18 protein-coding genes are annotated in these 25,725 nt (G+C 71.8%); 12 read left to right on the forward strand and 6 right to left on the reverse strand.

Going from position 1 to position 25,725, the window contains the following annotated elements; all coding sequences use genetic code 11:
* Positions 1-116: 116 nt before the first annotated feature.
* The 6 genes from ACZ4VI_RS26165 to ACZ4VI_RS26190 all read left to right on the forward strand — a co-directional run bounded on the left by ACZ4VI_RS26165 (position 117) and on the right by ACZ4VI_RS26190 (position 7,559).
* Positions 117-980 (forward strand): T4 family baseplate hub assembly chaperone, encoded by an 864-nt coding sequence (locus tag ACZ4VI_RS26165; RefSeq protein ID WP_468002991.1) that lies wholly within the window; start codon positions 117-119, stop codon positions 978-980.
* Positions 977-2,284 (forward strand): hypothetical protein, encoded by a 1,308-nt coding sequence (locus ACZ4VI_RS26170; protein ID WP_468002993.1) that lies wholly within the window; start codon positions 977-979, stop codon positions 2,282-2,284. Before ACZ4VI_RS26165 ends, ACZ4VI_RS26170 begins: the two co-directional genes overlap by 4 nt.
* Before the next feature lies 1 nt (position 2,285).
* Positions 2,286-3,728 carry a Pvc16 family protein gene (locus tag ACZ4VI_RS26175; RefSeq protein ID WP_468002995.1) on the forward strand — a complete coding sequence of 481 codons (1,443 nt, stop codon included), beginning with the start codon at positions 2,286-2,288 and terminating at the stop codon, positions 3,726-3,728.
* Positions 3,725-5,992 carry an ATP-binding protein gene (locus ACZ4VI_RS26180; RefSeq protein WP_468002996.1) on the forward strand — a complete coding sequence of 756 codons (2,268 nt, stop codon included), beginning with the start codon at positions 3,725-3,727 and terminating at the stop codon, positions 5,990-5,992. The genes ACZ4VI_RS26175 and ACZ4VI_RS26180 overlap by 4 nt, the downstream gene beginning before the upstream one ends.
* Positions 5,989-6,273, forward strand: coding sequence for a hypothetical protein (locus ACZ4VI_RS26185; protein WP_468002998.1), 285 nt, complete (start codon positions 5,989-5,991; stop codon positions 6,271-6,273). The genes ACZ4VI_RS26180 and ACZ4VI_RS26185 overlap by 4 nt, the downstream gene beginning before the upstream one ends.
* 62 nt (positions 6,274-6,335) lie before the next feature.
* Entirely contained in the window at positions 6,336-7,559 is a 1,224-nt protein-coding gene (locus tag ACZ4VI_RS26190; RefSeq protein ID WP_468003000.1) for a hypothetical protein, read from the forward strand.
* Here the strand turns inward: ACZ4VI_RS26190 and ACZ4VI_RS26195 are convergent.
* The 4 genes from ACZ4VI_RS26195 to ACZ4VI_RS26210 are packed head-to-tail and all read right to left on the reverse strand — an operon-like array spanning position 7,538 to position 15,809.
* A complete protein-coding gene (locus ACZ4VI_RS26195) occupies positions 7,538-9,646 on the reverse strand; it encodes an alpha-galactosidase (protein WP_468003002.1) in 2,109 nt (702 codons plus the stop codon). The genes ACZ4VI_RS26190 and ACZ4VI_RS26195 overlap by 22 nt on opposite strands.
* An 18-nt stretch (positions 9,647-9,664) precedes the next feature.
* A complete protein-coding gene (locus tag ACZ4VI_RS26200) occupies positions 9,665-10,921 on the reverse strand; it encodes an alginate lyase family protein (RefSeq protein ID WP_468003004.1) in 1,257 nt (418 codons plus the stop codon).
* Positions 10,918-14,286: an alginate lyase family protein gene (locus ACZ4VI_RS26205; RefSeq protein WP_468003006.1), complete on the reverse strand. Its 3,369-nt coding sequence runs from the start codon at positions 14,284-14,286 to the stop codon at positions 10,918-10,920. Before ACZ4VI_RS26205 ends, ACZ4VI_RS26200 begins: the two co-directional genes overlap by 4 nt.
* A complete protein-coding gene (locus tag ACZ4VI_RS26210; protein ID WP_468003008.1) occupies positions 14,283-15,809 on the reverse strand; it encodes a glycosyl hydrolase family 28 protein in 1,527 nt (508 codons plus the stop codon). The genes ACZ4VI_RS26205 and ACZ4VI_RS26210 overlap by 4 nt, the downstream gene beginning before the upstream one ends.
* A 328-nt stretch (positions 15,810-16,137) precedes the next feature.
* On the opposite strand from ACZ4VI_RS26210, the gene ACZ4VI_RS26215 reads away from it, so the two are divergent.
* The 6 genes from ACZ4VI_RS26215 (at position 16,138) to ACZ4VI_RS26240 (ending at position 23,300) form a co-directional block, all read left to right on the forward strand.
* On the forward strand, positions 16,138-17,151 hold the full coding sequence (locus ACZ4VI_RS26215; RefSeq protein WP_468003010.1) for a hydroxyacid dehydrogenase: 1,014 nt from the start codon (positions 16,138-16,140) through the stop codon (positions 17,149-17,151).
* Between the two features lie 87 nt (positions 17,152-17,238).
* Positions 17,239-18,321 (forward strand): LacI family DNA-binding transcriptional regulator, encoded by a 1,083-nt coding sequence (locus ACZ4VI_RS26220; RefSeq protein ID WP_468003012.1) that lies wholly within the window; start codon positions 17,239-17,241, stop codon positions 18,319-18,321.
* A 242-nt stretch (positions 18,322-18,563) separates the two neighbouring features.
* The gene (locus tag ACZ4VI_RS26225; RefSeq protein WP_468003014.1) at positions 18,564-19,895 is read left to right on the forward strand and encodes an ABC transporter substrate-binding protein; all 1,332 of its coding nucleotides are present in this window, start codon (positions 18,564-18,566) and stop codon (positions 19,893-19,895) included.
* An 11-nt stretch (positions 19,896-19,906) separates the two neighbouring features.
* Positions 19,907-20,791 carry a carbohydrate ABC transporter permease gene (locus ACZ4VI_RS26230; RefSeq protein ID WP_468003016.1) on the forward strand — a complete coding sequence of 295 codons (885 nt, stop codon included), beginning with the start codon at positions 19,907-19,909 and terminating at the stop codon, positions 20,789-20,791.
* On the forward strand, positions 20,791-21,717 hold the full coding sequence (locus ACZ4VI_RS26235; RefSeq protein WP_468003018.1) for a carbohydrate ABC transporter permease: 927 nt from the start codon (positions 20,791-20,793) through the stop codon (positions 21,715-21,717). The genes ACZ4VI_RS26230 and ACZ4VI_RS26235 overlap by 1 nt, the downstream gene beginning before the upstream one ends.
* Positions 21,714-23,300, forward strand: coding sequence for a glycoside hydrolase family 43 protein (locus ACZ4VI_RS26240; RefSeq protein WP_468003020.1), 1,587 nt, complete (start codon positions 21,714-21,716; stop codon positions 23,298-23,300). Before ACZ4VI_RS26235 ends, ACZ4VI_RS26240 begins: the two co-directional genes overlap by 4 nt.
* A 34-nt stretch (positions 23,301-23,334) precedes the next feature.
* Here ACZ4VI_RS26240 and ACZ4VI_RS26245 read toward each other — a convergent pair whose 3' ends face one another.
* Together ACZ4VI_RS26245 and ACZ4VI_RS26250 are read right to left on the reverse strand one after the other, a co-directional pair.
* Positions 23,335-24,396, reverse strand: coding sequence for a TolB family protein (locus ACZ4VI_RS26245; protein ID WP_468003022.1), 1,062 nt, complete (start codon positions 24,394-24,396; stop codon positions 23,335-23,337).
* Positions 24,393-25,676: an MFS transporter gene (locus tag ACZ4VI_RS26250; protein WP_468003024.1), complete on the reverse strand. Its 1,284-nt coding sequence runs from the start codon at positions 25,674-25,676 to the stop codon at positions 24,393-24,395. Before ACZ4VI_RS26250 ends, ACZ4VI_RS26245 begins: the two co-directional genes overlap by 4 nt.
* Positions 25,677-25,725 lie beyond the last annotated feature (49 nt).

Below are 25,725 nucleotides of genomic sequence, written 5' to 3' on the forward strand. Positions count from 1 at the left end.
CCCCCCCCCCCCCCCCCCCCCCCCCCCCCCCCCCCCCCCCCCCCCCCCCCCCCCCCCCCCCCCCCCCCCCCCCCCCCCCCCCCCCCCCCCCGCCCGACCACCACACCCACCGGCCGGTGACCCTGCTCGCCGGCCTCGTCACCGACGACGGCGGTCTCGTCACGACCGCCTGGGTACGCCCCCTGGACGGTGAGGACGAGGAGTGGCTCGCCGCTCAGCCCACCGCTCTCGCCGGTGCGGAGGTCGTCACCGGCCTGCTCACCCGTACCGTCGTACGCCTCGGTCCGTGGGCACCCCCACCACCTGAGGTGCTCCTCGACCTCGCGATCGCCGACCGTGACCTGCTGCTGTTGTCCGTCCGCACCTCCACGTACGGCCACCGTTTCGATGTCGTCCTGTCGTGCTCGTCGTGTGCGCAGCCCATGGATGTCTCGTTCGCCGCGGCCGACATCCCCACCCAGGCGCGCCGGACACCGCCCGCGCCCCTGGTCAGCGAACTGCCGGACGGCCGGGGCGGCACGATCGGAGTCGCCCTGCGGCCGCCGCGGGGACGGGACCAGGAGGCCGTCGCCCTCGCGCGCGCGGCAGGCGATCCCACCGAGCCGGTCGAACTGCTGCTTCAGCGATGTCTGGTGGGCGTCGCCGACGGGCCGGGCGGAGCGGAGGGCTGGGATCGGCTAACGGCACAGACCCGCGACGCGTTCGCGGCCGCGGTCGACGACGCGAGCGCCAAGGTGGAGCTCGCGATGGACCTCACCTGCCCGGAGTGCGGGGTCGGCTTCGAGGCGGACCTCGACCTCGCCGGGTACGTCCTGGACGAATTCGTCGTCCCCACCGGCACCGTGCTGCGCGACGTGCACCTGCTCGCGAGCGCCTACCACTGGAGCGAACACGCCATCATGAGCCTGCCGAGCCCGCGCCGGCGGGCGCTCGCCGCACTTGTCGCGCAGGATCTGCGCCGGGCACAGGAGCGCGTGTGAGCGGATACCTGGAGCGGTCGGCGGCCGCGGGTGCCCGCTCCTGGCGGACCGCACCGGAGATGCGCCAGAGCGCCGCGGCCCGCGTCGCCCGGTCCGGGGGCCTCGGTGCCGCGGCCGTCCCCGACGTCGATCCGGCGACGGGGACGGCAGGGACCGAGCGGGCCGACGGTTCGCAGGCCGGCCGGGCACTCCTGCCGGGCGCCCGGAGCCCACGGGCAGCCGCGCCCAGCGGCCGCCCGGGGGGCGTGCGGGGCGGACACCGCGCAGGGCCCGCCCCGGACGGGGCGTACGCGGACGCCCCGCACCCCACCTCCGCCTCGGACGGCCCCGAAGGTCCCGAAGGTCCCCACGCCTTCGGTGCCTTCGACGGCTCGGGCAGGTCTGTCGGCAGCGCCCGGGGAACCGGCGACGGCCGGGACGGCGGCCCTCGCCCGTTCCCTTCAGGTCCCGCTCCCGACGGGCCGCGCCGTGACACCGAGGCGCCCGCCGCCCGCGCAACGCACCGGCAATCGGCCGGGCGGCCGCCCGAGCCGTCCACGCCGCCGCCACCGGGTGCGCCCGCCGGGCCACCGCCGCCCACGCCAACACGTCCGGAGGACCCCGCTCTCCGTGGCCCGGACCGGCTGTCCACCGCGCGGGCGTCCGGCCGCGGCGCCCTGCCCCCGGCGCCCTCCGTACCGCCCGCTCCGGCCGACGGCACGGGCGGTCCCGAGGACCTCGCCCCCGGCGGCCGGTCCACCGGCACACCCGGGCCCCTGCCCACGAGGGCCGGCCTGCCGGCCCACCCGGATCCCGCGCCTTCGGTACAGCACCGGACCAGTACCGGACCGTTCCCGGCCGAACCGACCGCCGTACCCGTCTTCGTACGCCGCGTCGCCGACGGCATCTCCGTAAACGGCCGTGCGTCCTCCCGCGACGACGACGGCACGGCCCGCACCGCGCGCGCCGACGGGCACGGCCCCGCCGCCACGGCCGCGGATCGCGACGGCTCGCCCGCACGGCCGACCGGGCGCGGGGAGTCGGACGCGCCCGGTCCCGACGGCACCGCGCTCGGCCCCGCATCGGCGCTTCCCGGTCCTGGCGGTTTCGCGGGCGATTCCGCCGTCCCGCCGGCCACGGACGCCCGGCAGACGCCGCGCGTGACCGTGGCCATCGGGCGTATCGAGTTGACCGTCGTCCACCGCCCGGCAGCGCAGCCCGCACCGACCGGGGCGGCTCCCGCGCGGGGAAGCGGCGGCCGGGACCGCGAGGCCCGGCCCGGGCTCGGGATGTCCCCGTTCGACCGCGCCCGGCTGGGCCGCTGACATGAGTGCCCAGGCCATCGCCGCCGCCACCAGGGCGCTGCGCGTCTTCCTGAAGTCCTCGCTGTCGCCCGGCCGTTCGGTCACCCTGCTGCCTCCGGGCGAGGACCCACCCGTCACCGGCAGCGGAGTCAACCTCTACCTGTACCAGGTCGGCGAGAGCCCCTACGCCAGGAACCAGTCCTATCCGGGCGACCGCGCCGGGGCGCCGCCCCGCGACCTACCCGTCCTCTCCCTCGAACTGTCGTACCTGCTCACGCCGTTCGGGCCCACCCCTGGCTCGGACGACGAGACCGACGAGGCGCACGCGGCGCTCGGTGAGGCGATGCTCGCCCTGCACGACGAACCGATCCTGAACCGGGTGCACCGTCCGGACTTCGACGCCGACACCGAACTGGCCGCGGTCCTGCGCGACTCCTTCGAGGACGTCCGGGTCCGGCTCCACCCCCTCTCGGTGGAGGACCTGTCGCGGATCTGGAGCACGATCGGCAAGCCCTACCGGCTCTCGGCCGCCTACCAAGTTTCGCTGGTACAGCTGCGCGGCGCCGGCCCGGGGCCCGTCGTGCCGCCCGCCACCCGGCCTCAGGTCACGCTCGGCACACACGCGGCCCCGCGGCTCACCGCCCTCGTACCCGCACGCGGACCCGCGGCCACCCTGAGCGGCGGCGCCCTCGTCACCGGGCGCGTCCGCGTGGAGGGGACGGACCTGTCAGGGCTCGGCCGGACACCCACCGTCACGATCGCCGGAGTACCGGCGCGCCTGGTCGGCCCCGCAGCCGCCGATGCCCTCACCGTGGAGCTGCCCCGTACGCTGCCCGCCGGGCCGGAGACCGAGGTGCGGGTCGTTCTCGACGGCGGTCCGGGAGGCGCCGCGCTCGTGTTCAGCGTCGACCCCTGGGCCGCCGCGGCCACCCCGGTCCGTACGACGCTGGGCGGCCCGACGACCGTCGCCGTCACCGGGAGCGGCCTGGCCACCGCCGCCGAGATCATCGCCACCGACTCGACCGGCGCCCCACGCTTCAGCGCCGCCGTCGACGCCGCCGCAACGGACGACGGCACCGCGACGGCCGTCCTGCCCGCGGCGACACCCGCCAATCTCGCACCCGGCTCTGTCCCCAACGGCCGCTACGACCTGCGTGTCCGCCTCGCTTCCGGGGCACTCACCAACCCCCGCCCGCTCCTCGTCGGCCCGGTACTGCACCCGGTCACCGGGGCACCGGGCGGCTCGGAGTACGACGCCGCCGACCGCAGGCTCACCCTGCGGGGCGCCCGGCTGGACGGCCACGACGTGCGGCTGAGTGTCGACGAGGCGGAGTACGCGCTCGGCCTCCACACCGATCCGGCAACGGTGACCCGTCAGTTCCCGCGCCCCCTGGCGCCGGGCGAGCACACGGTCGGGTTGATCGTCGACGGCTTCCGCTCCGACCTCCTGCGGGTACACGCGTGACCGGCCTGTGGGACGAATCGGGGGTCCCGCAGCACGGGGCGGACACCCCAGCCAGGGGGTTCGCCGACCACTGGGAGCACCTGCGGGCGGAGTTCGCGCTGCTCGACCACGCCCTGCGCGAGGTCGCCCGGCGCACCCGGCCCGCCCTCGCCGACGAACACCGCTCCGGGCGGGCCGAGAACGACGCCGAGACCGAGGCCGATGCGGATGCCGACACCCATGCCCTTGCCGCAGACGATCCGCCCGGTGCCCTGGCCGAGCTGCGGGCCGCACTCGACCGGCGGGTGGCGGCCACACCGGCGCCGGTCCGGCTGCCGCTGGCCCGGCTGGCCGCCGCGGCGGGGCTCACCCCCTGGGAGGTGACGCTCGTCGTCCTCTGCCTCGGCGTCGAGCTCGATGGGCGTTACACCCGGCTCTGTGGCCTGCTCCAGGGGGATCACGCGCACAGCCGTCCCGGCACCCTGCTCGCGCTCGACCTGCTCGGGGGCGGGCTGCACGAGCGGGCCGCCGGGCGCGCCGCCCTGGAACCGGGCGGCGCACTGTTCGAGGCCGGAGTCCTGCGCGTGCTCCCGGACCCGCGCGGGGGGCCGTCGCACCTCCTCGCGCTCACCGACCAGGTACGGACGCTGCTGCTCGGGAGTCCGCGGGGAACGGAGCGACCGTGGCTCCGCCTCGCGGCGCCGGGCCGAGCGCCCGGCGACGCCGAGGAGCCCCGCACTCTGAGGCCGGTCGTCGAGCGGCTCGCCCGCGCGGCCGACAGCCTGATGCGCGACGGGTCCTGGGCTGCCGACCCGGCCGGGACACGGCTCGTGGCCTGTCTGCACGGGGCACCTCCCGCCGAGTTGTGCGACACCGCGCACCGGGTCGCGTCCCGCCTGGGGACAGGACTGGTCGTCCTCGAAGCGGGAGCCGTCGACCGCACGGTGTCCACCCTGGCCGACGCGGTGCGGGAGGGCGTGCTCACCGCACGCCTGGAGCCGGCGCTGCTGCTCATCCTGCTGCCGCTCGCCGGGACTCCGGGAACGCCCGAGGGCGGAGAGCGGCCCGACGCGGGCCTCGACGCGACGGTCCGCGAGCTGGCCGCCGTACTCGACGGCAGCGGCTGGCTCACCCTGGTCGCCGCGCCCCATCCGGTCGCACCGCCGGCCGGAACCCTCACCCCTTGGGTGAATCTGGCCGTGCCGGAGGCCGACCCCGGCGACGTGGCCCGTCGCTGGTCGGCCGAACTCGAGGCCGCGGGGATCGCCGTGGACCGCGCCGACGCCTCGTCCCTCGCCTCCCGCTTCCGGGTGGGCCCCGCGGGGGTCGCCGGGGTCGTCGCCGGTGCGTCGGCGACAGCGCGGCTTCTCGGCCGGCCCGCGGACCTCGCGGCCGTCGAGGCGGTCGCCCGGGACGGCTCGGGCTCCGCCCTCGGCGCCACCGCCCGGCGGGTGCGGTCGGTGATGACCTGGGACGACCTCGTACTGCCCGCCGAACAACAGCGCCAGCTCAGGGAACTGGCCAGTGCCGTCCGAAGCCGGGACCGGGTGCTGTCGGAGTGGGGCTTCGGCGCCCGCAACCCGCGCGGTCGGGGCATCGCGGCCCTGTTCAGCGGACCGCCTGGCACCGGAAAGACCCTCGCCGCCGAGATCATCGCCTCGCAGCTCGGTCTCGACCTGTTCGCCGTCGACCTGGCCGCGGCGGTGAGCAAGTACATCGGGGAGACGGAGAAGAACCTCAGCCGTGTCTTCGCCGCCGCGGCCGGCACCAACGGACTGCTCTTCTTCGACGAGGCGGACGCCCTCTTCGGCAAGCGCAGCGAAGTCAAGGACGCCCACGACCGCTACGCCAACATCGAGATCAGCTACCTGCTCGCCCGCATCGAGGCGCACGACGGCGTGGTCGTGCTCGCCACCAACCTGGAGCGTCATCTCGACGAGGCCTTCCTGCGGCGGCTCGCCTTCTCGGTGAAGTTCCCCTTCCCGGGACCGGCCGAGCGGCAGCGCATCTGGCGTGTCCAGATGCCGGCCGGCGCGCCGGTGGATCCCGACGTCGACTGGGCGCTGCTCGGCTCCTTTCCCCTCTCCGGGGGCAGCATCCGCGGCGCCGTCCTGCACGCGGCGTATCAGTCGGCGGCCGCCTCGCGCCCCATCGGCACGGTCAGCCTGCTCGCCGGGCTGCGCCGCGAACTGGAGAAGCTGGGGAGGGTGGCCGTGCCGGGCGATTTCGGCCCGCACTGGGCCGAGATCGCCCGGGACGCTATCGACGGAACCGGTCCGCCATGACCGCCGGCCTCGACCTGCGCATCGATCGCCTGGCGATCGACATCGACGTTCCCCCGGACCACCGCCACCGGATCGAGCCCATCACCCGCCGCGCCCTGGCCCTCTTCGAGGCCCTCGCCCCTGCCGCGCTCGTACGCCTGGAAGCCCCCCGCACGAGCGTGCGCCACGAGTCGGTCGGTGCGGGCGAACTGACGATCGACCTCACCCGCGACAGCGACGAGGCCGTGGCCGAGCGGATCGCCCGCGCCTTGCTCGACAGCCTGCGGCTCACCATCGGCTGACAGAGCGTCGAACCCCGGGAGACAGACGCCCCTTGGAGGTGATCACCTAGCATGTGCACGCCATGATCAGGCATCGGAAGAGCCCCGACGGAAGCGAACCATTGCACTTCAAGCGGATACTCACTGCCACCGCGACCATCGCCGCCCTCACCGCACTCACGGCCTGCGAGGATGGCGACGCCGACCGTACGACCACGGTCACCGGCCCGACTTCCGGCGCTGACAAGGGAGCTGACGTCTCCTCTCTGGAGGAGGCACAGGCGTACGTCCAGCGCCACGCCTCGTGCGAGCGGATGGGCACGGACCCGAAGGACAGCCGACTGCCGCTCGTCGATCTCACGACCGTCGGGAAGTGGTCGGTGACCGAGCGGGGTGTGTGCAGCGACCGCGTCGAGAACGGCGAGATCATCTTCTACATGACCTCCGACATGAAGGCGTTCCAGGAGGGCTACAAGCAGCGCGTGATGGCGAAGATCGCCGCCGGGAACGCCACGTACGGCCTCTTCAGCCGTGTCCTCGTGGGCAGGAACTTCGCCGTCACACCGACGGAGACCAAGACGGCGCTCAAGCTGTCCCGCTCGGAGCTGCGCATCCTCACCTGCAATCCGACGGCTTCCGTACCTGAGGGTTACAAGCGGGAGAAGGCGCTGGTCGAGGGGTGCGTGCTGAGCGACTTCGTGGCGAGCGAGGACGGCGAGGGCAGCCCGAACTTCGAGACGCCGCGGGATCCGGCCGCGGGCGACTCGGCGTCCGAGAAGCCGGGGCAGCCGACAGAGGGCAGCCTCGGCCTGCCGCGCGCGGGGAGCCTGGCGGAGTTGAAGGCGATGCTTCACCCGAACCATGTCGACTGTACGAACTACTCGACCGACCCGGCCGCGCTGGCGGCCGAGTCGATCGACTACCAGCCGGTCGTCACCGGCGACCACCGCGCGTGGGGCGTCGACGCGCGGGCCATCTGCGGCGACCCGGGCGGGGCGCAGCGCGCGCACAACCTGAACTGGCTCGATGTCGTCGATGACATGACGATGCTTCAGGAGCGTGCCAAGGCCGCCCAGCAGGAGGACCTGAAGGACGACGGCCGCGTCCGGGCCACGGCGAGCAAGCTGCTCGTAGGCCAGAACATCGCGGTCGAAACGAACGACCCGTCCATCCGCCACGGCCTGTACCAGCTTCAGTTCCTCTACCTGAACTGCGAGCCGGGCTTCTCCGCCCCGGCGGGCTACCGCCTGGAGAAGGCCGGCGTCGCCGGATGCGTCCTGACGAACTACGAACCCGGAACCAACTGAGAACAGGTGAGGAGTACGGCTGACATCGGCTCGGGGAGGGTGACCCGTAGTCCCCCCGCTATCGGTTCGAGACCGGGGGCCGCGCCTCCCAGCGCGGCCGGATAGAGCCGGCGCGCGTCCCGGGCCCGTCCCGCCGGCAGCGGAATGTCGCACTGCGCGGTCTCGCCGCCCCTGCGCCAGACCGCCAGCAGGGTTCTTGCGCCCGTGTCGAGTGCGAGGGCGAGCCAGTCGTCGTGCCACCCGGGCAGACCCAGCGGCCAGGACGGCCGGGCTCCGGCCAGGTCGCGCCGGTAGGTCCGGTAGGTGTCGAGAGCCTCGGTGACGAGGCCCAGCCGCCGGCCGTCCAGGAGGTCGATCCGGCCACTGAGATGAACGCGGCCGAGCATCGCCGACACCATGGTGAACGCGATCTCCGCGTCGGACATACCGGCGTGGGGGTACGCCCACACCGCACCCTGCTCGGGCGGTACCGCTGTCGGGGCCGCGGCGGCGACCGCCGCGATGAGCCGCGCGTCCTGCTGGTCGGTGAGCGACTGTACGGCTACGCGGGCGAGGGTGGCGTGGTCGATTCGCATACCGCCCGCCGCGCAGCCCTCGATCACAAGGCCGGGGTGCCGGTCGAGTACGGACTCCAGCCAGGCCAGGTACGCGCGGTTGTGGGCCAGCAGTCCGTGGCCGGGTCCGTGCGGGGCGGCATCCGTGCCGGCGCCGATGTCGATGTTGTGGTCGAGCTTGAGGTAGCCGAGGCCGAACTCGGCGACGAGCCGGTCGACGGTCGCGTCGAGATGGGCGACAGCGGCCGGGTGGGTCAGGTCCAGGTGATGGCGGCCCCATTCGGTGATCCGCACGCCGTCGCGCCGGAAGAACGCCTCGTCGGGAAAGGCGCGGGCGATCGGGCTGCGCACGCCGACGACCTCGGGCTCCAGCCACAGACCGGGGACCATGCCGGCCGCCCTGATCGCGTCGGCGACCGCCGCGAGCCCGCCGGGAAACCGGCTGCGGGACGGTGCCCACTCCCCCACCGTGTCCCACCAGCCGGGCACGCCGCCCACGCCCTCGTCGCCGCGTTCCTCGTCATGCCAGCCGGCGTCGACGCAGAAGTACTCGGCGCCGGCCGTGGCCGCTGCCCGGATCAGTGGAAGGAGCTTCTCGGTGGTCGGGTCGCCCATCAGGCAGTTCATGAAGTCGTTGAAGACGATGGGGAGTTCATCCGTGTCGGTGTGCGGCCTGCGGGTCGCGCGACGGTGTGCGGTCAGCGCGGCGATCGCCCCGTCCCGGTCCTCGGCGAGCGCCACGGTCGCGGGAACGGTGGTGAACCGCTCGCCGGGAGCGAGGAGCACCGACCACTGGTGCTCGCGCTGCCCCGGCCCCGAAAGGAGCAGATACAGCTCGTCGTGGCGGTCGGCGACCTCGGCGTGCCAGGAGCCGTTGTGCTCGATCTGCCAGGCCAGGACGCCGGAAGGTCCCTCCAGCCAGCCCATCGGAAGTTTCTCCGAGGACGGCCAGGCACCGGTGCTGGTCAGCGCGACGCGGTTCTTCGATCCGGTCTGGCCGAAACGGGTCATGCCCACGTCGACGAGTCCGGCCGCACCCAGCGGCACGCCGTTCCAGCGGTACTCACCGCTCCACGGGTTGTCCGCGGACCACAGCCTGACGTCCCGCTCCCAGCTCCCCGCAGTGCCGAGCGCTCCGGCGAGCCCCGCCAGGGCGAAGGAGGAGACCTGCTCGATCCGTATCTCCCGTTCCCCGGCAGCGAGTTCGGCCCAGGCGGTCACGACGGGCAGGCCCGGGGTGAGCCGGAAGTGCGCGGCGACCCGCAGGTCCGTCTCCGGGTCCCGCATCCGTACGGTGAGCAGCTCGTCCCCCGCCTCGTGGCTCTCGTACCGCAGCCGCCGCGACACCAGGCCGTCGACGTGCCGTTTGCCGGAGGTGCCGCTGCGGCCGTGCCCGGCGGCCTCGATCTCCACGAGCGGCAGGGCCGACCTGCCCGCGCGGGCCGTGTTCAAACCGAGCAGCCGGGGCGGTCCCTCCGGGTCGTGGGCGGCGAAGTGGAGGGTGAGGGCGTCTCCGCCCCAGCTCTCGATCATCGGTGGGGTCCTTCCCGGCTACTTGGCGTACATCAGCGTGCCGAAGCCCAGTTGGTCGTAGCCGCCGCTGTTGGGGCCGTAGTCACCGCCGCCGCCCTCCGGGCGGACCTTCTCGGCCATGGCCCGGATGTACGGGACGTCGAGGCCGCGCCGGCGGCCGTAGTGGTACCAGATGAGGTCCCACACGGGCCTGAGCTGGCCGCGGGCCACGTCGGAGATCACGGTCTGCGACTGCCGGGCGCAGTTCTGGCCGCTCCCCCAGGTGTACGTGGTGTACGGGACGTCCTGGCCCAGGTTGTACTTGGCGACGTACTGGGCGGCCTTCATGAACCGGTTGCCGTCGTAGCCGTACAGGTCGTCGCCCTGGTTCCAGGCCGTCTCGCAGAAGGCGCCCATCAGGCCCATGCCCATGACCGTGTGTCCCTGGTCGCGGCCGGACTCCTGCCACTGGCCGAGGGCGTAGCCGTCGACGTTGTCGTACAAGAAGGGGACGGCGTTCCTGATCGAGCCGTTTCCGGCGCCGTTCTTGAAGTAGTTCACCGCCTGGTCGTACTTCGCGCCGTCGTCGCACAGGATCCCGATCGCGAGGATCGAGTTCATGGTGCACAGGTCCCAGTTCGCCCAGTAGTTGGTGATGCAGGCGTCGTTGTGGCCGGTGAGGAACTGGTTGTTGAGCGGGTAGAAGACGCCCAGCATCATCGCCTTGAAGCGGTCGAGGTCGAAGCCGCTGTAGCCCCGCATGAGTTCGGCGACGTTCGCGAACTGGTAGCCGTAGATGCCGGCGGCGAGGAAGCGGTCCGCGTTGCCGGTGACGGTGGTGAGGGTGGACGACCAGGCGTTGAGGATACGGACGGCGCAGTCGCCGTGGGCGGCGCTGCCGGTGATCTTCCAGCGCAGCGCGTTCTGGTAGGCGGCGTGGATGTCGTTGTACAGCAGGGTGTAGTTCTGACCGGTTCCGCCGCGGATGATCGTGGCCTGCGGGCGGGGGGTCCAGGTGGCGGCGGAGTGGGGGTTGCCTGTCAGGCGGTTCCAGCCGGACAGCCACGGGTCGTCGCCCGCGGCGACCCGCACCTTGGCGCGGTTGAGTTCGCCGTAGGCGTGCAGCATGCCGGGGTGGGTGAAGGTGACGGGCGCACCCTGGGCCGTGTTGCCGGTGAGGGCCGCGGCCGAGGCGCCGACGGCGAGGGCGGCGGTGGCGCCGCCGGCGGCCTTCAGCAGGCCGCGGCGGCTCACCGCCGATGGCCTGCGGTGGCTGTGGGGGGAAGGAAGGTTCATTGCTCGCGCATCTCCAATCCTGTGCGGATCTGGGTGGGGGTGATGCTGACGTCGCTGAATCGCGCGGTGCTGTGGACCAGGGGGCTGCGGGAGCACACCACGAGACCCACGTAGTAGGGGGCGTCGCCGAACCCGGGGAGCTCACCGGAGGCGAGGGAGGTCCAGGTGACGCCGTCGTCGGTGGAGATGGCCGCGGCGAAGACGGTCCCGGTGCGCTTCAGGCGCAGCAGGCAGGTCGGGGTGGCCGTCGCGTTCCCCGTGAAGGCCGACCTCCCGGCCACGGTGGTGCGCAGCATCAGCTGCGCGGTGGCCCCGCCGGTGACGATCAGTCCGGCCGCCTGGTCGAAGGGTGACAGGGACTTGGCCATCAGCAGGCCCACCCGGTCGGCGGGGGCTCCGGTGCGGGAGATCAGCCGGGCGGTGAACTCGCAGTCGCCGGTGACGGGCTGCCGTACGAACTGCCCGGTCATTCCCTGGTTGTTGACGGAGAGGTCGGTGCCCGCGCCTCGTACGACGAAGGTTCCGTCCTCGTAGGCGGTGCTGCCGGGGGTGCGGACGGCGACCACGCCGAGCGTCCCGAAGGCACGGTCGTCGAGGATGACGTCGCCGAGGTCGCCGTACGTCCAGGGGATGGGCGGGGGTGTGCCGACCGTGAGAGTGAGGGTTCCGGTGCCGTCACCTGCCGCGTTCCCCGCGCCGCAGGTGACCCTGAACTCTCCGGTCCCGGTGGGCGTTCCGGAGATCAGGCCGGTGCGCTGGTCCACGCGCAGGCCGTCGGGCAGTCCGGCGGCGGCGAACCGTACCGGCTCGTGCGTGCCGCGCAGCAGATGCCGGAAGGGGACGCCCTGGTTGGCGAACGCGACGCCCGCGGAGGTGAGTTGCGGTATTCCCGAGGGCTGTGGCATGCGGGCCGCGACGGCATCCGAGTTCGGTCCTCGGCCGCCGTGGTTCGTCTTCGCGACCGCGTAGTGGTACGTCACTCCGGGTGTCCCGGTCGCGTCCGCGAACCGGATCCGGGTGCCGAACCCGACCGGGCCGACGCCTGTCACGATCGTCGTGTAAGGGCCGTCGGCGGCGGTGGCACGAAGCACCTTGTACCGCGCGGAGAGGTCGGGGTCGGTCCAGGCCAGCTCCACGGCGTCCGCGCCGGTGATCGCCCGCAGTCCGGTGGCCGCGCGGGTGGGGCGGGGCACGCACCAGACCTCGCCGGCCGAGGAGGAGGTCACGCTCACGTTGTCGAAAGCGCCGGTGCCGGTCTCCGCGTACTCCTCGTCGACGCCGAGGCAGGAGGTGAGGACGAGTCCCGCGTGCACGGTGTGCCCCAACCGGACCTCGGTGGAGCCGACTTCGGTCCACCGGATGCCGTCCGGGGAGATCGCGCCGGTGCAGCGGCGGCCCTTCCGGACGACCCGCACCCAGTACGGTGCCCGCAGCCGGTAGCCGTCGCCCGCGGCCTCCACGTACGGGGCCTCCAGGGGGGTCGCCGACTCGGGCACGGCGCCGAGGTCGGAGATCGGGAAGGCGGCGGAGGTGGTGAGGGACTGCTGCTGGGTGGGCGGCACGGGGGTGCTGCCGGTGGCGGAGATCTCCGCACCGGCCGACGCCCGCACGCTCCACACCCCGCTCCAGGTGTGCAGCGGCAGCCCCTGGATCAGCATCGAGGCGTGCGCGGCGCCCGCGTCGAGGGAGTCGCGGAGGGTGACGCCGATCTTGGAGTACTGCGAGCTGAGCGGGAACACGATCCGCGCGGTGACCTCACCGTCGCCGGACAGCGGAAGGTGCGCCAGGCGGTAGGTGTCGGCGGTGCCGGACGCCTCGAGGACGAACCGCTCGCCGTCGAAGGCGGCGGCGCCTGGGATCTTCACCTCCCCGAGGTCCCGGGTGGACCAGGGTTCGGGGAGTCCGGCGGTGGCGGCGGCCGGGCTCGACTCGGCGCTGCCGCCGTGGGCTCCGGTGGCGGCGACGGTGTAGTAGTACGTCCGTCCCGCCCGGACGGCGGTGTCCGTGTACGCCGGCGTACCGGTGGTCGCGACCTCCTCGTACGGGCCGTCCGGACGGGTGGCGCGGCGGACGGTGTAGGTGCCGGCCCACGCGGACGGGAGCCAGGCCAGGCTGACCTCTCCGTCGCCGCCCACCGTCGTCAGGCCCGCCGGGGCCGTCGGCGCGGTCGGTGCGGGGGCCTTCGTCCCCGCGAACGTGAGGGTGCCGAAGCCGGGGAGGTCGTCGTTGCTGCCCTCCAGGAAGCGGGCTCCGCCCGTGCCACGGAAGACGGCCGCCTTCGTGTACGGGGTGTCGAGGCCGCGGACGCCCGCGTAGTGCGCGTAGTACATCTCGTACACCGGCGGCAGACTGCCGCGGACCTTCGCGGAGACGGTCGTCTTGATGTACTTGCCGGTGCGGTCCAGGTCGGCGGTGAACGGGACGTCGCCGCCGAGGTTGTAGCGTGCGGCGTACTCGGCGTTGGCGAGGATGCGGTCGCCGTCGTGACCCCACAGGTCGACACCCTGGTTCCAGGCGATCTGCGCGGCATCCCCCATGAGGCCGACGGCGAGCTGCTCGTGGCCCTGGTCGCGGCCGCTCTCCTGCCCCTGGCCCGTGTCGGTGACGATACGGCCTCGGACGCTGCCGTTTCCGGCGCCGGCCGCGGCGAAGCGCAGCGCGTCCTCGAAGAGCGTGCGCTCCTCGCAGAAGACGCCGATGGCCAGGATGGACTGGACGGCCGTCAGATCCCAGTTGCCGTTGGCGTACAGCATGTAGCCGGAGATCGCCGGGTACCAGACGTCCAGGAAGGACCGCTCGCAGCGCGATATGTCCGCCTCCGCCCACCCGTCGTAGTCGCTGTACCGGAGCAGCTCGGCCGCGTTGACGAACTTGAAGACCTGGAGACCGGCACCGAGCGGACCGTCCGCTCCGGTGACCGTCGTCAGGGACGTCGACCAGGCGTTGAGGATGTCCCGGGCCTTGTCCGCGTGGGCTCGGTCGCCTGTCACGCACCACATCAGGGCGTTCTGGTACGCGGCGGCGGAGTCGGCGACGGCCTGGTTCTGGAAGTTGGTGGGGCCCCGGCCCCAGGAGGTGATCTGGCCGGTGTTCTGGATCGTGTAGGTGGCCTTCGACCGCGCGTGGGCCGCGAACGCCAGGTAGCCGTCGTGGATCGGGGATTCCTGGGCGGCGACCGCGGCCCTCATGCGGGCGAGGTCGTCCGCGGTGTGCAGCAGCCCCGGGTGGGTGAAGGCCCTGGTGGCCGCGTGGTCGGTGGCCGCCTGGGCCGCGCCCGACGCGAGCAGACCGCTCGCGCCCGACGACAGCAGCAGGACGGCCGCGCCGCCGAGGAAGCCCCGGCGGCTCGGTGCGGGGGCGGTCACGACGCGGCCACCGCCTGCGCCTCGGCGGTGGTGAGGAACCTGAGGTTCGTCACGTGCTCGTTGGCGTGCAGGGGGACGAAGTCGGTGGTGAGGTACCAGCCCGGCTTCCGCATCGAGTCGGCGATGACGGTGCCGTTGAGGACGAGGTTCTCGAAGGTGACGTCCTTGACCGGGTGGTCGGCGTCGTAGCCGAGCAGCATGCACGTGGCAAGCGGCTTGCCGGTGTAGGTGAGGTCCTTGATGTAGACCTTCTCGATGCCGCGGCCGACCGAGGTGTTGTACTTCCTGTTGTACATGACCCGCATATGGATCAGCTGGCCCCAGCGGAAGTCCTCGACGCGGACGCCGTCGACACGGACGTTCCTGATCAGGTTGCTGTCGCCCGCGTTGAGCGCGATGCAGCCCTGGTAACCCATCTGGGGTTCGCGGTGGTCGCAGATGTCGATGTTCTCGAAGACGAGGTTCTCCATGACCTCGGGGGCGTCGGTGTTGCCGTGCGTGCCGACGTTGATGGGGTGGGCGACATCCGCCCAGAGGGTGGAGTTGCGGACGGTGATGTTCCTGGTGTCGCCGTAGTACTCCCAGCGGTGGGTGTAGAGCGCGATGCAGTCGTCGGAGTTGCGCATGAAGACGCCGTCGATGGTGACGTCGGTGCTGGAGAACACGTCGATGCCGTCGCCCCAGCCCTTGGAGCTGAACGAGGCCATGCCACGGATGGAGACGTCGGTGGAGTTGCCGACGGTGACGGCGTAGCCGTTGGGGTTGAGCATGGTGACGCCGCCGATGGAGATGTCCGTCGAGCCGACGATGTGGGCCCCGCCCCCCTTCGTCCCGGCGAGTATGCCTCGGCCGGTGAGCCGGGCGTCCCGCACGTCCCTGAAGACGACGGTCGCCCTGAGCACCGCGCCGCCGTCCACGTACACGGTCGTGCCGGACGGGACGTTCAGGAAGCCGTCGGCGGTGGTGTGGACACCGGGGCCGAAGTAGAGGACGTCCGGATCGCCCGCCTTGGGCCGGCTCTTCTCGATCTCGCGGGCGAACAGGTGCAGGCAGTCGAAGAGGTCGTCGTTGATCTGGACGACGACGTTGCGCGGCCGGTCCAGGGTGAACCGGAGCGTGTCGGCGAGGACTTCCGGCTTGATGCCGTACGAGTCCGGCCGCACCCGGACCTTCTGCACCCCGCCCTTGATGTACGTGACCTCGACCTCGACCTGGCCGGAGAAGTCGAAGTAGGCGAGGGACGAGTTGAACTGCCGCTTGCTTCCGGTGGCCGGGTTGATCTCGGCGAGGGTGGGTCGGTGGATCCCGAGCGTCTGCCAGCTGCCGCCAGGCGTACGGACCTTCACGGTGAAGCTGTCCGTCTTGACCGGGACCCCGGCCGGCACCGGGTAGGTCACCAGCGCGGGCTCGGCGGGGATCTCCTCCGCCTGGGCCGCCGTGGCCGTCAGGCCCGACAGGCCGGCGGTGAGCACGGTGGCGCCCGCCGCCTGGAGGGCGGTACGGCGGGACAGGGACGGGTTCATGTGCGACTCCTTGCGAGGGGGAGGGGAGCGACAGGCAAGACCGGCCGACACGGGATGTGTGTTTCGGGAACCGCTTTCTATCGATCGGAGAGGAGCTTGTTCCCGCGAGGACGGCACGTCAAGAGTTGTGACGCACTTCGATGCCTTCGACGCTCCAGGAGGACGAGCGCCCAGGACCCTTCATCGGCTCAACGACCAGTGACAACGGGCCAGCTGGGGCCGCTGTCCACGGGAAGCGATTGACCGCCCGTTCCTGCCGGACATACCGTAGAAGACGCTTTCAGAAAATGTTTCTGCGACCTGTCACCTTCAGCCTGTCAGGAGAGCCATGCCCAGCGCCCAGCTGCCCAGGGCCGTGTTCGCGATGGATCCGGTGCACCTCCCCCTGCTCTTCCCCCCGCCGCTCATGACCCGGCTGAGTCGGGCGTGCGACCTCGACCCCGCACTCGTCGTGCGGGACTTCTCCGATCCGGCCGCGGCCGAGGCCCTGTCCCGCGCCGAGGTGCTGATCACCGGCTGGGGCTGCCCCGCGCTCGACGCCGGCGTCCTCGCGACCGCGCCCCGGCTGCGTACCGTCCTGCACGCCGCGGGATCCGTCCGCTCGCTCGTCGGCGATGCCCTGTGGGAACGCGGGATCACCGTCTGCAGCGCGGTGACCGGCAACGCGCTCCCGGTCGCCGAGTACACGCTCGGCATGATCCTGCTCGCCGGGAAGGACACCTTCACCCACCGCGAGCGTTTCCGCGTCGACCATGCCTACCCGACCCACGCCGAGACCGCGCACACGGGCAACGTCGGCCGTCGGATCGGTGTCATCGGCGCCTCACGGGTGGGCCGCCGACTCCTGGAGCTGCTGCGGCCGTTCGACCTCGAGGTCCTCCTGCACGACCCGTACGTCGGCCCCGCCGAGGCCGCCGCCCTCGGCGCCCGTCCGGTGCCGCTGGACGAGCTGCTGCGCGTCAGCGACATCGTCAGCCTGCACGCCCCCGACATCCCCGAGACCTACCGCATGCTCGACCGCGAGCGGCTGGCCCTCATCCGCGACGGCGGCGTCCTGATCAACACCTCCCGCGGTGCCCTCGTGGACCACGACGCCCTCACCGACGAACTCCTCTCCGGCCGGCTGCACGCGGTCCTGGACGTCACCGAACCCGAGCCGCTGCCTGCCGGATCCCCGCTGTACGACCTGCCCAACGTCTTCCTCACCCCGCACATCGCCGGCTCACTCGGCAACGAACTGGAGCGGCTCGGCCGCATCGTCGTCGAGGAGCTGGAACGCCTGGTCGCGGGCCTGCCCCCGGCCCATGAGGTGCACCACGCGGACCTGGCCCGTGTCGCCTGAAACCGTCTCCGAACTACGCCGTCCCCTGGTGGAAACCATGGGATACGGTTTCCGCAAGGAAGCCGCGCAGGAGAAGGAGCCGCACAGGTGAGTCAGCGCAAGGCGTCCGGAGACACGGGTCGGGCCACCATCCGCGACGTGGCGGAGCGGGCGGGCGTCTCCGTCGCGAGTGTGTCGCGCGTCCTGTCCGGCAACTACCCGGTCTCGGAGGAGCTGCGGCGCCGGGTGATGAAGGTGGTCCGGGACCTGGACTACGTCACGAACGCGCACGCCCGCTCCCTGGCGGGCGGTGGCACGCCCACGGTGGCCATCCTCATCAACAACATCACCGGAGCCGCGTTCGCCCACGTGGCCAAGGGCGTCGAGAGCGCGGCCACGCTGCGCGGCTGGCTGTCGTTGGTCGGCACCACCGGGGACGACCCCGAGCGGGAACTCGCGCTGGTCAACCTCATGCGCCAGCAGGGCGTCGCCGCGGTGGTGCTGCTCGGCGGCGCCTACGACTACGACGAGTACCAACTGCGCATGGCCCGCTTCGCCCGCTCGCTCGACGCGGCGGGCTCCCACCTGGTCCTGGTGGGCAGGCCTCCTCTGGAGGGCGACGTACCGGCCACCACGGTCGACTACGACAACGAGGGCGGCGCCTACGCGATGGCCAGCCACCTGCTGTCCGCCGGCCACCGCAAGGTGCTGGTACTGCCCGGGCATGCCGAACTCACCACCGCGCAGGGCCGCCTGGAGGGCGCCCGACGGGCCTTCGAGGCGTACGGCGTGCCCTTCGACCCCGGAATGGTCCGGCACGGCCCGTACGACTACGAGCACGGCTACGGCGCGGTCCAGGAGAGCCTGCGCGAGGGGGCGGCCTTCACAGCGGTGCTCGCCGGCACCGACGTGGTCGCCGCCGGAGCCATGCAGGCCCTGCGGGCGGCCGGGCTCAGGGTGCCCGAGGACGTCTCGATCGTCGGCTACGACGACATCCCCCTCGCATCCCAGCTCACACCGCAACTGACCACCGTGCACGTGCCGTACGAGGAGATGGGGCGCGCCGCCCTGCGTGCGGTGGCCGACCGTCGCGAGGGCAGCTCCGGCCGCCGCACCGACGGCGAGCACGTGGTGCTCGGCACCCATGTCGTCGTACGTAACTCGGTGCGCCCGCCCGCCCTGCGCACGTGACAGGCAGATGACGCAGGCTCGCAGTCGGTGTTTCGTAACCGTTTTCCGAAACAATCCTGTGTAGACCTCTTGCTCTGGGCAGACCACTCGGCCTAACGTCCCAGCAACCGGTTTCTACAGCTTCCGCTCGGGCCGATCCTCCCACCGCGCGCCGCCGGATCCCGGCCGCCGTTCCCGGCCTGCATCAAGCCCCCTGCCTCTCGCTCCGAGAGGGCCCCGACATCCCGAAGGAACACGGTCAGATGAACTTCACCAGCCCCCGGAGAAGGTTCGCTTCCGCCGCCGTCGCGGGAATCGCGCTGACAGGTCTGCTCACCGCATGCGGTGGGTCGGACACGGGCGACACCACCTCGTCCGGACCGGTCACCCTCCCCTTCTGGGGCTGGGCCAACGGTCAGGATCTGGTCGTCAAGGCGTTCAACGCCGCCCACCCGGACATCAAGCTCGAGTACACCAAGGTCACCGACCAGCTGACCATGCAGAAGCAGCTGACCAACGCGGTCAAGGCCGGCAACGCCCCCTGCCTGGTGCAGAACACCGCCGAGTACGTGACCAGCTGGGTCTCGCAGGACGCGCTCGCCGACATCACCCCGTACGTGGAGGGCGAGAAGAGCAGGTTCAACGCCGGCTCCTGGGCGAGCGCCCAGGTGCAGGGCAAGCTCTACGGCGTCCCCACCAGCTCGTCGCCGAACTTCACCATCTACCGCACCGATGTCTTCGAGAAGCACCACCTCAAGGCTCCCGCGACCTGGGACGAGTTCATAGCCGCGGGGAAGGAGCTGAAGAAGCACGGCGTCAAGATCACCAACTACGCCGGTGAGGACCCGAGCACCCTGGAGGTGCTGGCCATGCAGGCCGGGGCACACTGGTACGCCGTCGAGGGCGACTCCTGGAAGGTGGACTTCCAGGACGCGGGCACCCTCAAGGCCGCGAAGGTCATCCAGGAAGTCATCGACAACGACCTCAACTCCACGCTCTCCTTCGCCGACTACGCGGCCGTGCAGCGCAACTACGACGACGGCGGCACCGCGACCCGGCAGATCTCCACCTGGCAGACCGCCGGCATGGTGAAGAACTTCACCAAGTCCTTCGGCAAGTGGGCCCTGGCCCCCTGGCCCACGTACGCCGGTGAGGCGCCGAAGACGCCGGCGGGCACCAACCTGACCGGCAGCGTCACCCTGGTGACCAAGCAGTGCAAGCACCAGAAGCAGGCCGCCCAGGCGGCGCTGTGGATGTCCACGAACCCCGGTGCCGTCAAGACCATGGCCAGCCCGGAGACCGGCAACGGCGTCATGCCGGCGCTGGCCGACAGCGACACGTACATCCCCGAGGCCATCTCCGAGAAGCTGCTCGGCAAGAACTACGCCCCGGCCCAGCAGATCGTGAAGGACAGCATGGGCACGGTCACCACCGACTGGACGTACGGTCCGAACTGGACCGCGATGTTCTCGGAGCTGCAGGCCGGCTGGGCCAAGGTCGTCAACAAGGAACAGACGGTCACCGACCTCCTTGCCCACATGCAGGAGTGGACGGTCAAGGACCTGAAGTCCCGCGGTATCAGCGTCAAGGGCTGAGGCACCCACCGATGATTCGCTCCCAGCGCTGGAAGGGCGCCGCCTTCACGGTGCCCTTCCAGCTCGGCTTCGTCTTTCTCTACCTGCTCCCGATCGGTTACGCGGTCTACCAGTCGCTCTACCGGGAACAGCAGTCCGGACTCGGGCTCGGAGGCGCCACCGAGCAGTTCGCCGGTTTCGACAACTACGCCCAGGGCCTGACCGACTCGGCCTTCATGGGGTCCGTGCTGCGGGTGGTGCTGTTCGCCTGCGTACAGATCCCGGTGATGCTGCTGATCAGCCTCGTCCTGGCCCTGCTCCTCGACGCGCTCACCTCGAAGGTGGCCGGCCGCTTCCGGATCGTGCTGCTCGTGCCGTACATGATCCCCGGTGTGGTCGCCGCCCTCGTGTGGATCAACCTCTACAGTCCCGAGGTCGGTCCGCTCACGCCGCTGGGCAGGCTGTTCGGCCTCGACTGGAACTTCTTCTCGCCCTCGATGGTGTGGCCGTCCATCGGCAATCTGCTCACCTGGCACGGTGTCGGCTACAACATGGTGATCATCTACTCGGCGCTCCAGGGCGTGCCCCGTGAGCTGTTCGAGGCCGCGCGCCTCGACGGCGCCTCCGAGTGGCGGATCGCGCGCAGCATCAAGATCCCCTACGTGCGCGGGGCGCTGGTGCTGACCGGCATGCTGTCGGTCATCCAGATGCTGCAGATCTTCAACGAGCCGGCGCTGTTCAGGAACGTCACGCCGCAGACGGTCAGCGACACCTTCACCCCGATCATGATCATCTACAACCAGGCGTTCAACGCCGGCAACTACCACTACGCCGCGACCCTGTCGGTGCTCCTCGCGCTCATCCTCGGTGTCGCCTCCTTCCTCTTCTACAAGCTGACTTCGAAGGAGGTCGACTGATGCTGACGACCGACTCCGGCACCGAGCGCCGCGAGGCGCGTCGCCCCGTGCGCACCGTCCGGCGCCTGGAGCGCCCGGACCCGGCCTCGCGCGGACGGGGCGGCCAGCGGTTCCTGCTGGTCGGGCTTGTCCTGGCGAGTGTCTACAGCCTGTTCCCGGTGTGGTGGCTGATCGTCGCCGCCACCAAGGACCGCACCGGGCTGTACCAGAGCAACGGCCTGTGGTTCTCCGGCTGGCACCTGTGGGACAACCTGCACCAGCTGTTCACCTACGAGGACGGCATCTTCCTTCGCTGGACGGCCAACTCGCTGCTGTACGCGGGCCTCGGCTCCCTGGGCGGCACCCTGGTCGCCCTCGCGACGGGCTACGGCCTGGCGCGGTTCGACTTCCCCGGGCGCAATCTGGTGTTCGCATGCGTGGTCGGCTCGTTCCTGATCCCGATCGCCCTGCTCACCCTGCCGCTCTACCTGCTGTTCTCGGCCATCGGCCTGGTCGACACCCCGTGGGCGATGCTGATCCCCTGCCTGATCAACCCGTTCAGCGTGTACCTGGCCAAGGTGTACACCGAGGCGTCGATCCCCTTCGAACTCCTGGAGGCGGCCCGCATCGACGGCGCCGGCGAGCTGCGGATCTTCTTCAGCATCGTGTTGCGCATGATGACGACGGGCGGAGCGACGGTGTTCCTGCTGGCCTTCGTGAACACCTGGAACGCCTTCTTCCTCCCGCTGACCGTGCTCCGCGGCGAGGAGAACTGGACCCTCAACCTGGGCCTCTACAACTGGTCCGGGAAGCGACTGGAGTCCGGCGTGGACCTGACCAGCCTGGTACTGACCGGCGCTCTGCTGTCCATCGTCCCGATGGCGATCATGATGGTCGCCATGCGCCGCTACTGGCGCACCGGCGTGACGCTGGGGGCCCTCAAGTGACGTTGCTGCGTAATCCGGTCATCCGCGGCTTCGCCCCGGACCCGTCGCTGGTGCGGGTGGGCGACTGGTACTACGTGGCGACCAGTTCCTTCCAGTGGTTCCCCACGATCCCGATCCACCGCTCCCGGGACCTCGCGCACTGGGAGTACGCGGGCCACGTGCGGGGCGCGGTCCCCGGGGACTCGCTGGCGGGGGTGCCCGACTCGGGCGGCGTGTGGGCGCCGTCGCTCAGCTGGGACGGCGAACAGTTCTGGATGACGTACACCGTCGTGCGCTCGGTCGGCACGCCCTACTTCAACCTGGACACCTACGTCACCACGGCCACCGACGTGGCCGGCACGTGGGAGACGCCGCGCCGGGTTCCGAGCCATGGTTTCGACCCGGCGCTCTTCCACCACGAAGGACGGCTGTGGCTGCTCAACATGCAGAGCGACCACCGGCCGGGCGGACAGCGCTTCGCCGGAATCGTCCTGACCGAGCTGGACCGCGAGTCGCTGCGTCCCGTCGGCGGCACACACCTGCTCCTCCAGCACGAACGGCTCGTCGAGGGGCCGAAGCTGCTGAGGCGCGACAGCTGGTTCTACCTGGTGCTCGCGGAGGGCGGCACGGGCTTCGAGCACGGGGTGCTTGTGGCGCGCAGCCGCGCGCTGACCGGCCCGTACGAGCTGGACAGCGAGCCCTTGCTGACGACGCGGGACGATCCTTCGCTGCCGTTGCAGAAGGCCGGCCACGCGGAGCTGGTGGAGACGCCGGGCGGCGAGTGGGTCATGAGCCATCTGACGGCCCGCCCGCTGCGTACACCACAGGGCCCGCGCTGCCCCCTCGGCCGCGAGACGGCGGTCCAGGCGCTGGCCTGGGACGAGGAAGGCTGGCCGAGGCTGCGTCACGGGGGTTGGCACCCGGCGGTCGAGGTCGACGTACCGACACCTCCCGGTGCCGAAGGGGCTCGACCCCCGACGGACGGCCCTCTGGGCTGGCCCTGGAGCACCCTGCGTGCCGCGCCGGACCCGTCCTGGGCCGACACGGACTCCCGGCCGGGCTGGATCCGCCTCCGCGGCCGGCACGGCCCGGAGTCGCTGTGGGCGCACAGCCTGCTGGCCCAGCGGATCACCGAGCACCGGGCGGAGGCCGAGGTCACCGTCGAGGCACGGCCGCGTACGTTCACCCAGGCCGCGGGGCTGGTCCTCTGGTACGGCGCAGATGCCTACCTCAGCCTCGACCTCACCTGGGCGGAGCCCGCGGGCGAGGGTCAGCACGGCCAGCAATGGCGGGGCGAGGGCCGTACGGTGCTGAGCCTCGTGGAACGCGACGCGGGTGACACCCGGCAGGCGGCGATCGTGGACGTCGACGGGGACGAACAGCTCACGCTGGGCGTGACCGTCGACGGCGCCGAGGCGCGGTTCTGGTACCTCCACGACGGCGTACGCACGCCGGTGGGGCCCCCGCTGGACTTCAGCCGGCTCTCGGACGACCACGGATCCGGACTCCGCTTCACCGGATCGATGGTCGGCATCCACGCGCGGGACCTGGTCGACGCCTCGTACACGGCCGACTTCAGGGACTTCCGGCTCACCTGCGGATGACGACATCGCGTACGTCGTTGCCCGGCGGTGGTGATCAGCCGAGCGGGGCGGGCGAGTGGGCGTCGCGCAGCAGCAGCTTCGGCTTGCCGGAGCCGTCGGCGCGTACGGTCCAGAGGTCCTTGGTGCCGTCGTCGTGCTGCTGGACGTACGCGAGGGTGGAGCCGTCCAGCCAGGCCGCCTGATCGTCCACGCTGCGGGTCTCGGCCGTGCGCGTGACGCGGCCGGTGGCCAGGTCGAGCACGGAGAGCCGCCAGCCCTTGGCCGAGTCCCCGTCGATGGGCGACTTGAAGGCGATCCTGGTCCCGTCGGGCGAGAGCGAAGGACATTCGACCCGGTCGCGCAGGGTGCGTACGGTGCGCGCGGCGAAGTCGCCCTGGACCAGGTAGCGGTGGCCCTTGGTGTACATGGTCGCGTAGAAGGTGTTGTCGTCCTTGGTGAACGTCACCCCCCAGAAGTTGACGTCCACCGACTGATACGGCTTGCCGTCCTTGGTGACGGCGAAGGTCTCCAGCGTCTTGAACAGGGTGCCCGTCCTGGTGTCGTAGATTCCGGTGCGAGTGGCGAAGTCGAGGGTGGCGTAGCTGTCGCCGCCGACGAAGGCGGTCCAGGAGACCATGCGGCCACTGGCCGAGACGCGGACCCGGTTGGGGATGCCACTGACCGGGATGGCCTTCCGCTCCTGAAGGTCCGCGTCGAGGACGCGCATCGAGACGGTGCCGAGCACCCCGTCGGCGTAGAGGCAGGCAACGGTTCCCGCGGCGGCGTAGACCCGATCGCACTTCGTCGTCGACACCGCGCGGGCGCCGTCCGGATCGGCCTTCTCGACCGTGGTCACCTGCCCGGTGCTCATCACCGTGAGCAGCCGCGGGCCGGGACCGAGCGACACCTTCTGGGCCGTGGCGGGCGCCTCGGGGGCCTTCGCCGACGCGCTGAGCCGGACGTATCCGATCGCGACGGCGGTGAGCGCGAGGGCGGCGACCACCGTGGTGGTGACACGGGCCGTGCGCCCGAACCGGCGACGCGGCGCGGGCGCCGGGACCGGCTGCGGCTCGGCGTCGGTCTCGGTCTCGGTCTCGGTCGTGGACTGCTCGCTCATACGGTCACCTCGGTGTCGGTGGAAGTGGTGGTGGTGGATCGGTTGATCAGCAGGAATGCCGTGGCCACGACGGCCAGTGCGGCGACGGCAGCGGCGCACCGGCTGGCGGTGACCGGGCCCCACAGCTGCCAGGCGAGTCCGAAGAGGACGGAGGAGGCGAGGTAGGCGAGGGCCTGTCCGGTCTGGATCAGCGCGAAGCCGGTGGTGCGCAGATGCTCGGGCAGCACCGGACCGGCCAGCGCCATCAGGACGCCGTCGGTCGCCGCGTAGAAGAAGCCGTGGAGGAGCAGCACCAGCGCCAGGAGCGGCCAGCCGTGCAGGGGGCCGAACAGGAGCAGGTAGACGACGACCAGGACCGTGTAGCCGGCGAGCACCACGGGCAGTCGGCCGACCCGGTCGGCCAGCGCTCCGACGGGGATCGCCAGCAGGAGATAGGCCAGGCTGGTACCGGCCGCGAGCAGGGGGAAGCTGCCGATGGACACCTCCTCGCGGCGTTGCAGGAGCAGGTGGACGAAGCCGTCGCCGATGACGGCGAAGCCGAGCAGACACGCCGCGGCGAGCAGCCGGCGCACCGGCGCGGCCCTCAGCAGGGTCAGCGCCTCCCGGCGGGAGACCCGGGCGGCGGGCGGGCGTTCGTCGTGCCGGTCCCGGACGAAGAGCACGAGGACGAGCACGCCGAGCGCGGCGATGCAGAAGCTGGTGACCAGGACGGCGTCGATGGCCTGGCCCGCGGCCGCCAGGACGGCGAGGGCGACGATCGGGCCGAGGAACGCGCCGAAACCGTCCATCGCGCGGTGCACGCCGAACGCGCGCCCCAGCGCCTGCGGCGGGGCGGACAGGGTGATCAGAGCGTCCCGCGGCGCGGTACGGAGTCCCTTTCCGGCCCGGTCGACGGCGAGGACCAGGCCGATCGCGCCGGCCGATCGCCCCGCCATGAGCAGCCCGAGCTTTGCCAGCGCCGACATCGCGTATCCGATGCCCGCCACCGCCTTGGGCTTGCGGATCCGGTCCGCGATGTATCCGCCGACGAGCCGCAGCAGCGCGGTGGCTCCGGTGTAGAGCCCGTCGATCATGCCATAGGCCAGCGGGCTCATGGACAGCCCGAACACCAGGTACACCGGCAGGATCGCGGTGACCATCTCTGCGGAGACGTCGGTCAGCAGGCTGACCGTGCCGAGCGCGAACACGTTGCCGCCGACGACCGTGACCCCGCGCAGACGGGAGCGCCCGGCCGAGGGCGGATCGTCGGCCGAGGGCCGGTCGATCGAGGACAGATACATGCGGGCGGGCCTTTCGGGCGGGAGACCGGAGGGGAGACTCGGCCGGGAG

Source organism: Streptomyces sp. NPDC029169, assembly GCF_055563935.1.

What these genes read in the sequence shown, in the direction of transcription:
- ACZ4VI_RS26210 (WP_468003008.1), bottom strand. Translation starts at nt 15,809, where the DNA reads ATGAACCCGTCCCTGTCCCGCCGTACCGCCCTCCAGGCGGCGGGCGCC.
- ACZ4VI_RS26185 (WP_468002998.1), top strand. Translation starts at nt 5,989, where the DNA reads ATGACCGCCGGCCTCGACCTGCGCATCGATCGCCTGGCGATCGACATC.
- ACZ4VI_RS26195 (WP_468003002.1), bottom strand. Translation starts at nt 9,646, where the DNA reads ATGATCGAGAGCTGGGGCGGAGACGCCCTCACCCTCCACTTCGCCGCC.
- ACZ4VI_RS26250 (WP_468003024.1), bottom strand. Translation starts at nt 25,676, where the DNA reads ATGTATCTGTCCTCGATCGACCGGCCCTCGGCCGACGATCCGCCCTCG.
- ACZ4VI_RS26190 (WP_468003000.1), top strand. Translation starts at nt 6,336, where the DNA reads ATGATCAGGCATCGGAAGAGCCCCGACGGAAGCGAACCATTGCACTTC.
- ACZ4VI_RS26215 (WP_468003010.1), top strand. Translation starts at nt 16,138, where the DNA reads ATGCCCAGCGCCCAGCTGCCCAGGGCCGTGTTCGCGATGGATCCGGTG.
- ACZ4VI_RS26235 (WP_468003018.1), top strand. Translation starts at nt 20,791, where the DNA reads ATGCTGACGACCGACTCCGGCACCGAGCGCCGCGAGGCGCGTCGCCCC.
- ACZ4VI_RS26200 (WP_468003004.1), bottom strand. Translation starts at nt 10,921, where the DNA reads ATGAACCTTCCTTCCCCCCACAGCCACCGCAGGCCATCGGCGGTGAGC.
- ACZ4VI_RS26230 (WP_468003016.1), top strand. Translation starts at nt 19,907, where the DNA reads ATGATTCGCTCCCAGCGCTGGAAGGGCGCCGCCTTCACGGTGCCCTTC.
- ACZ4VI_RS26245 (WP_468003022.1), bottom strand. Translation starts at nt 24,396, where the DNA reads ATGAGCGAGCAGTCCACGACCGAGACCGAGACCGAGACCGACGCCGAG.
- ACZ4VI_RS26175 (WP_468002995.1), top strand. Translation starts at nt 2,286, where the DNA reads ATGAGTGCCCAGGCCATCGCCGCCGCCACCAGGGCGCTGCGCGTCTTC.
- ACZ4VI_RS26225 (WP_468003014.1), top strand. Translation starts at nt 18,564, where the DNA reads ATGAACTTCACCAGCCCCCGGAGAAGGTTCGCTTCCGCCGCCGTCGCG.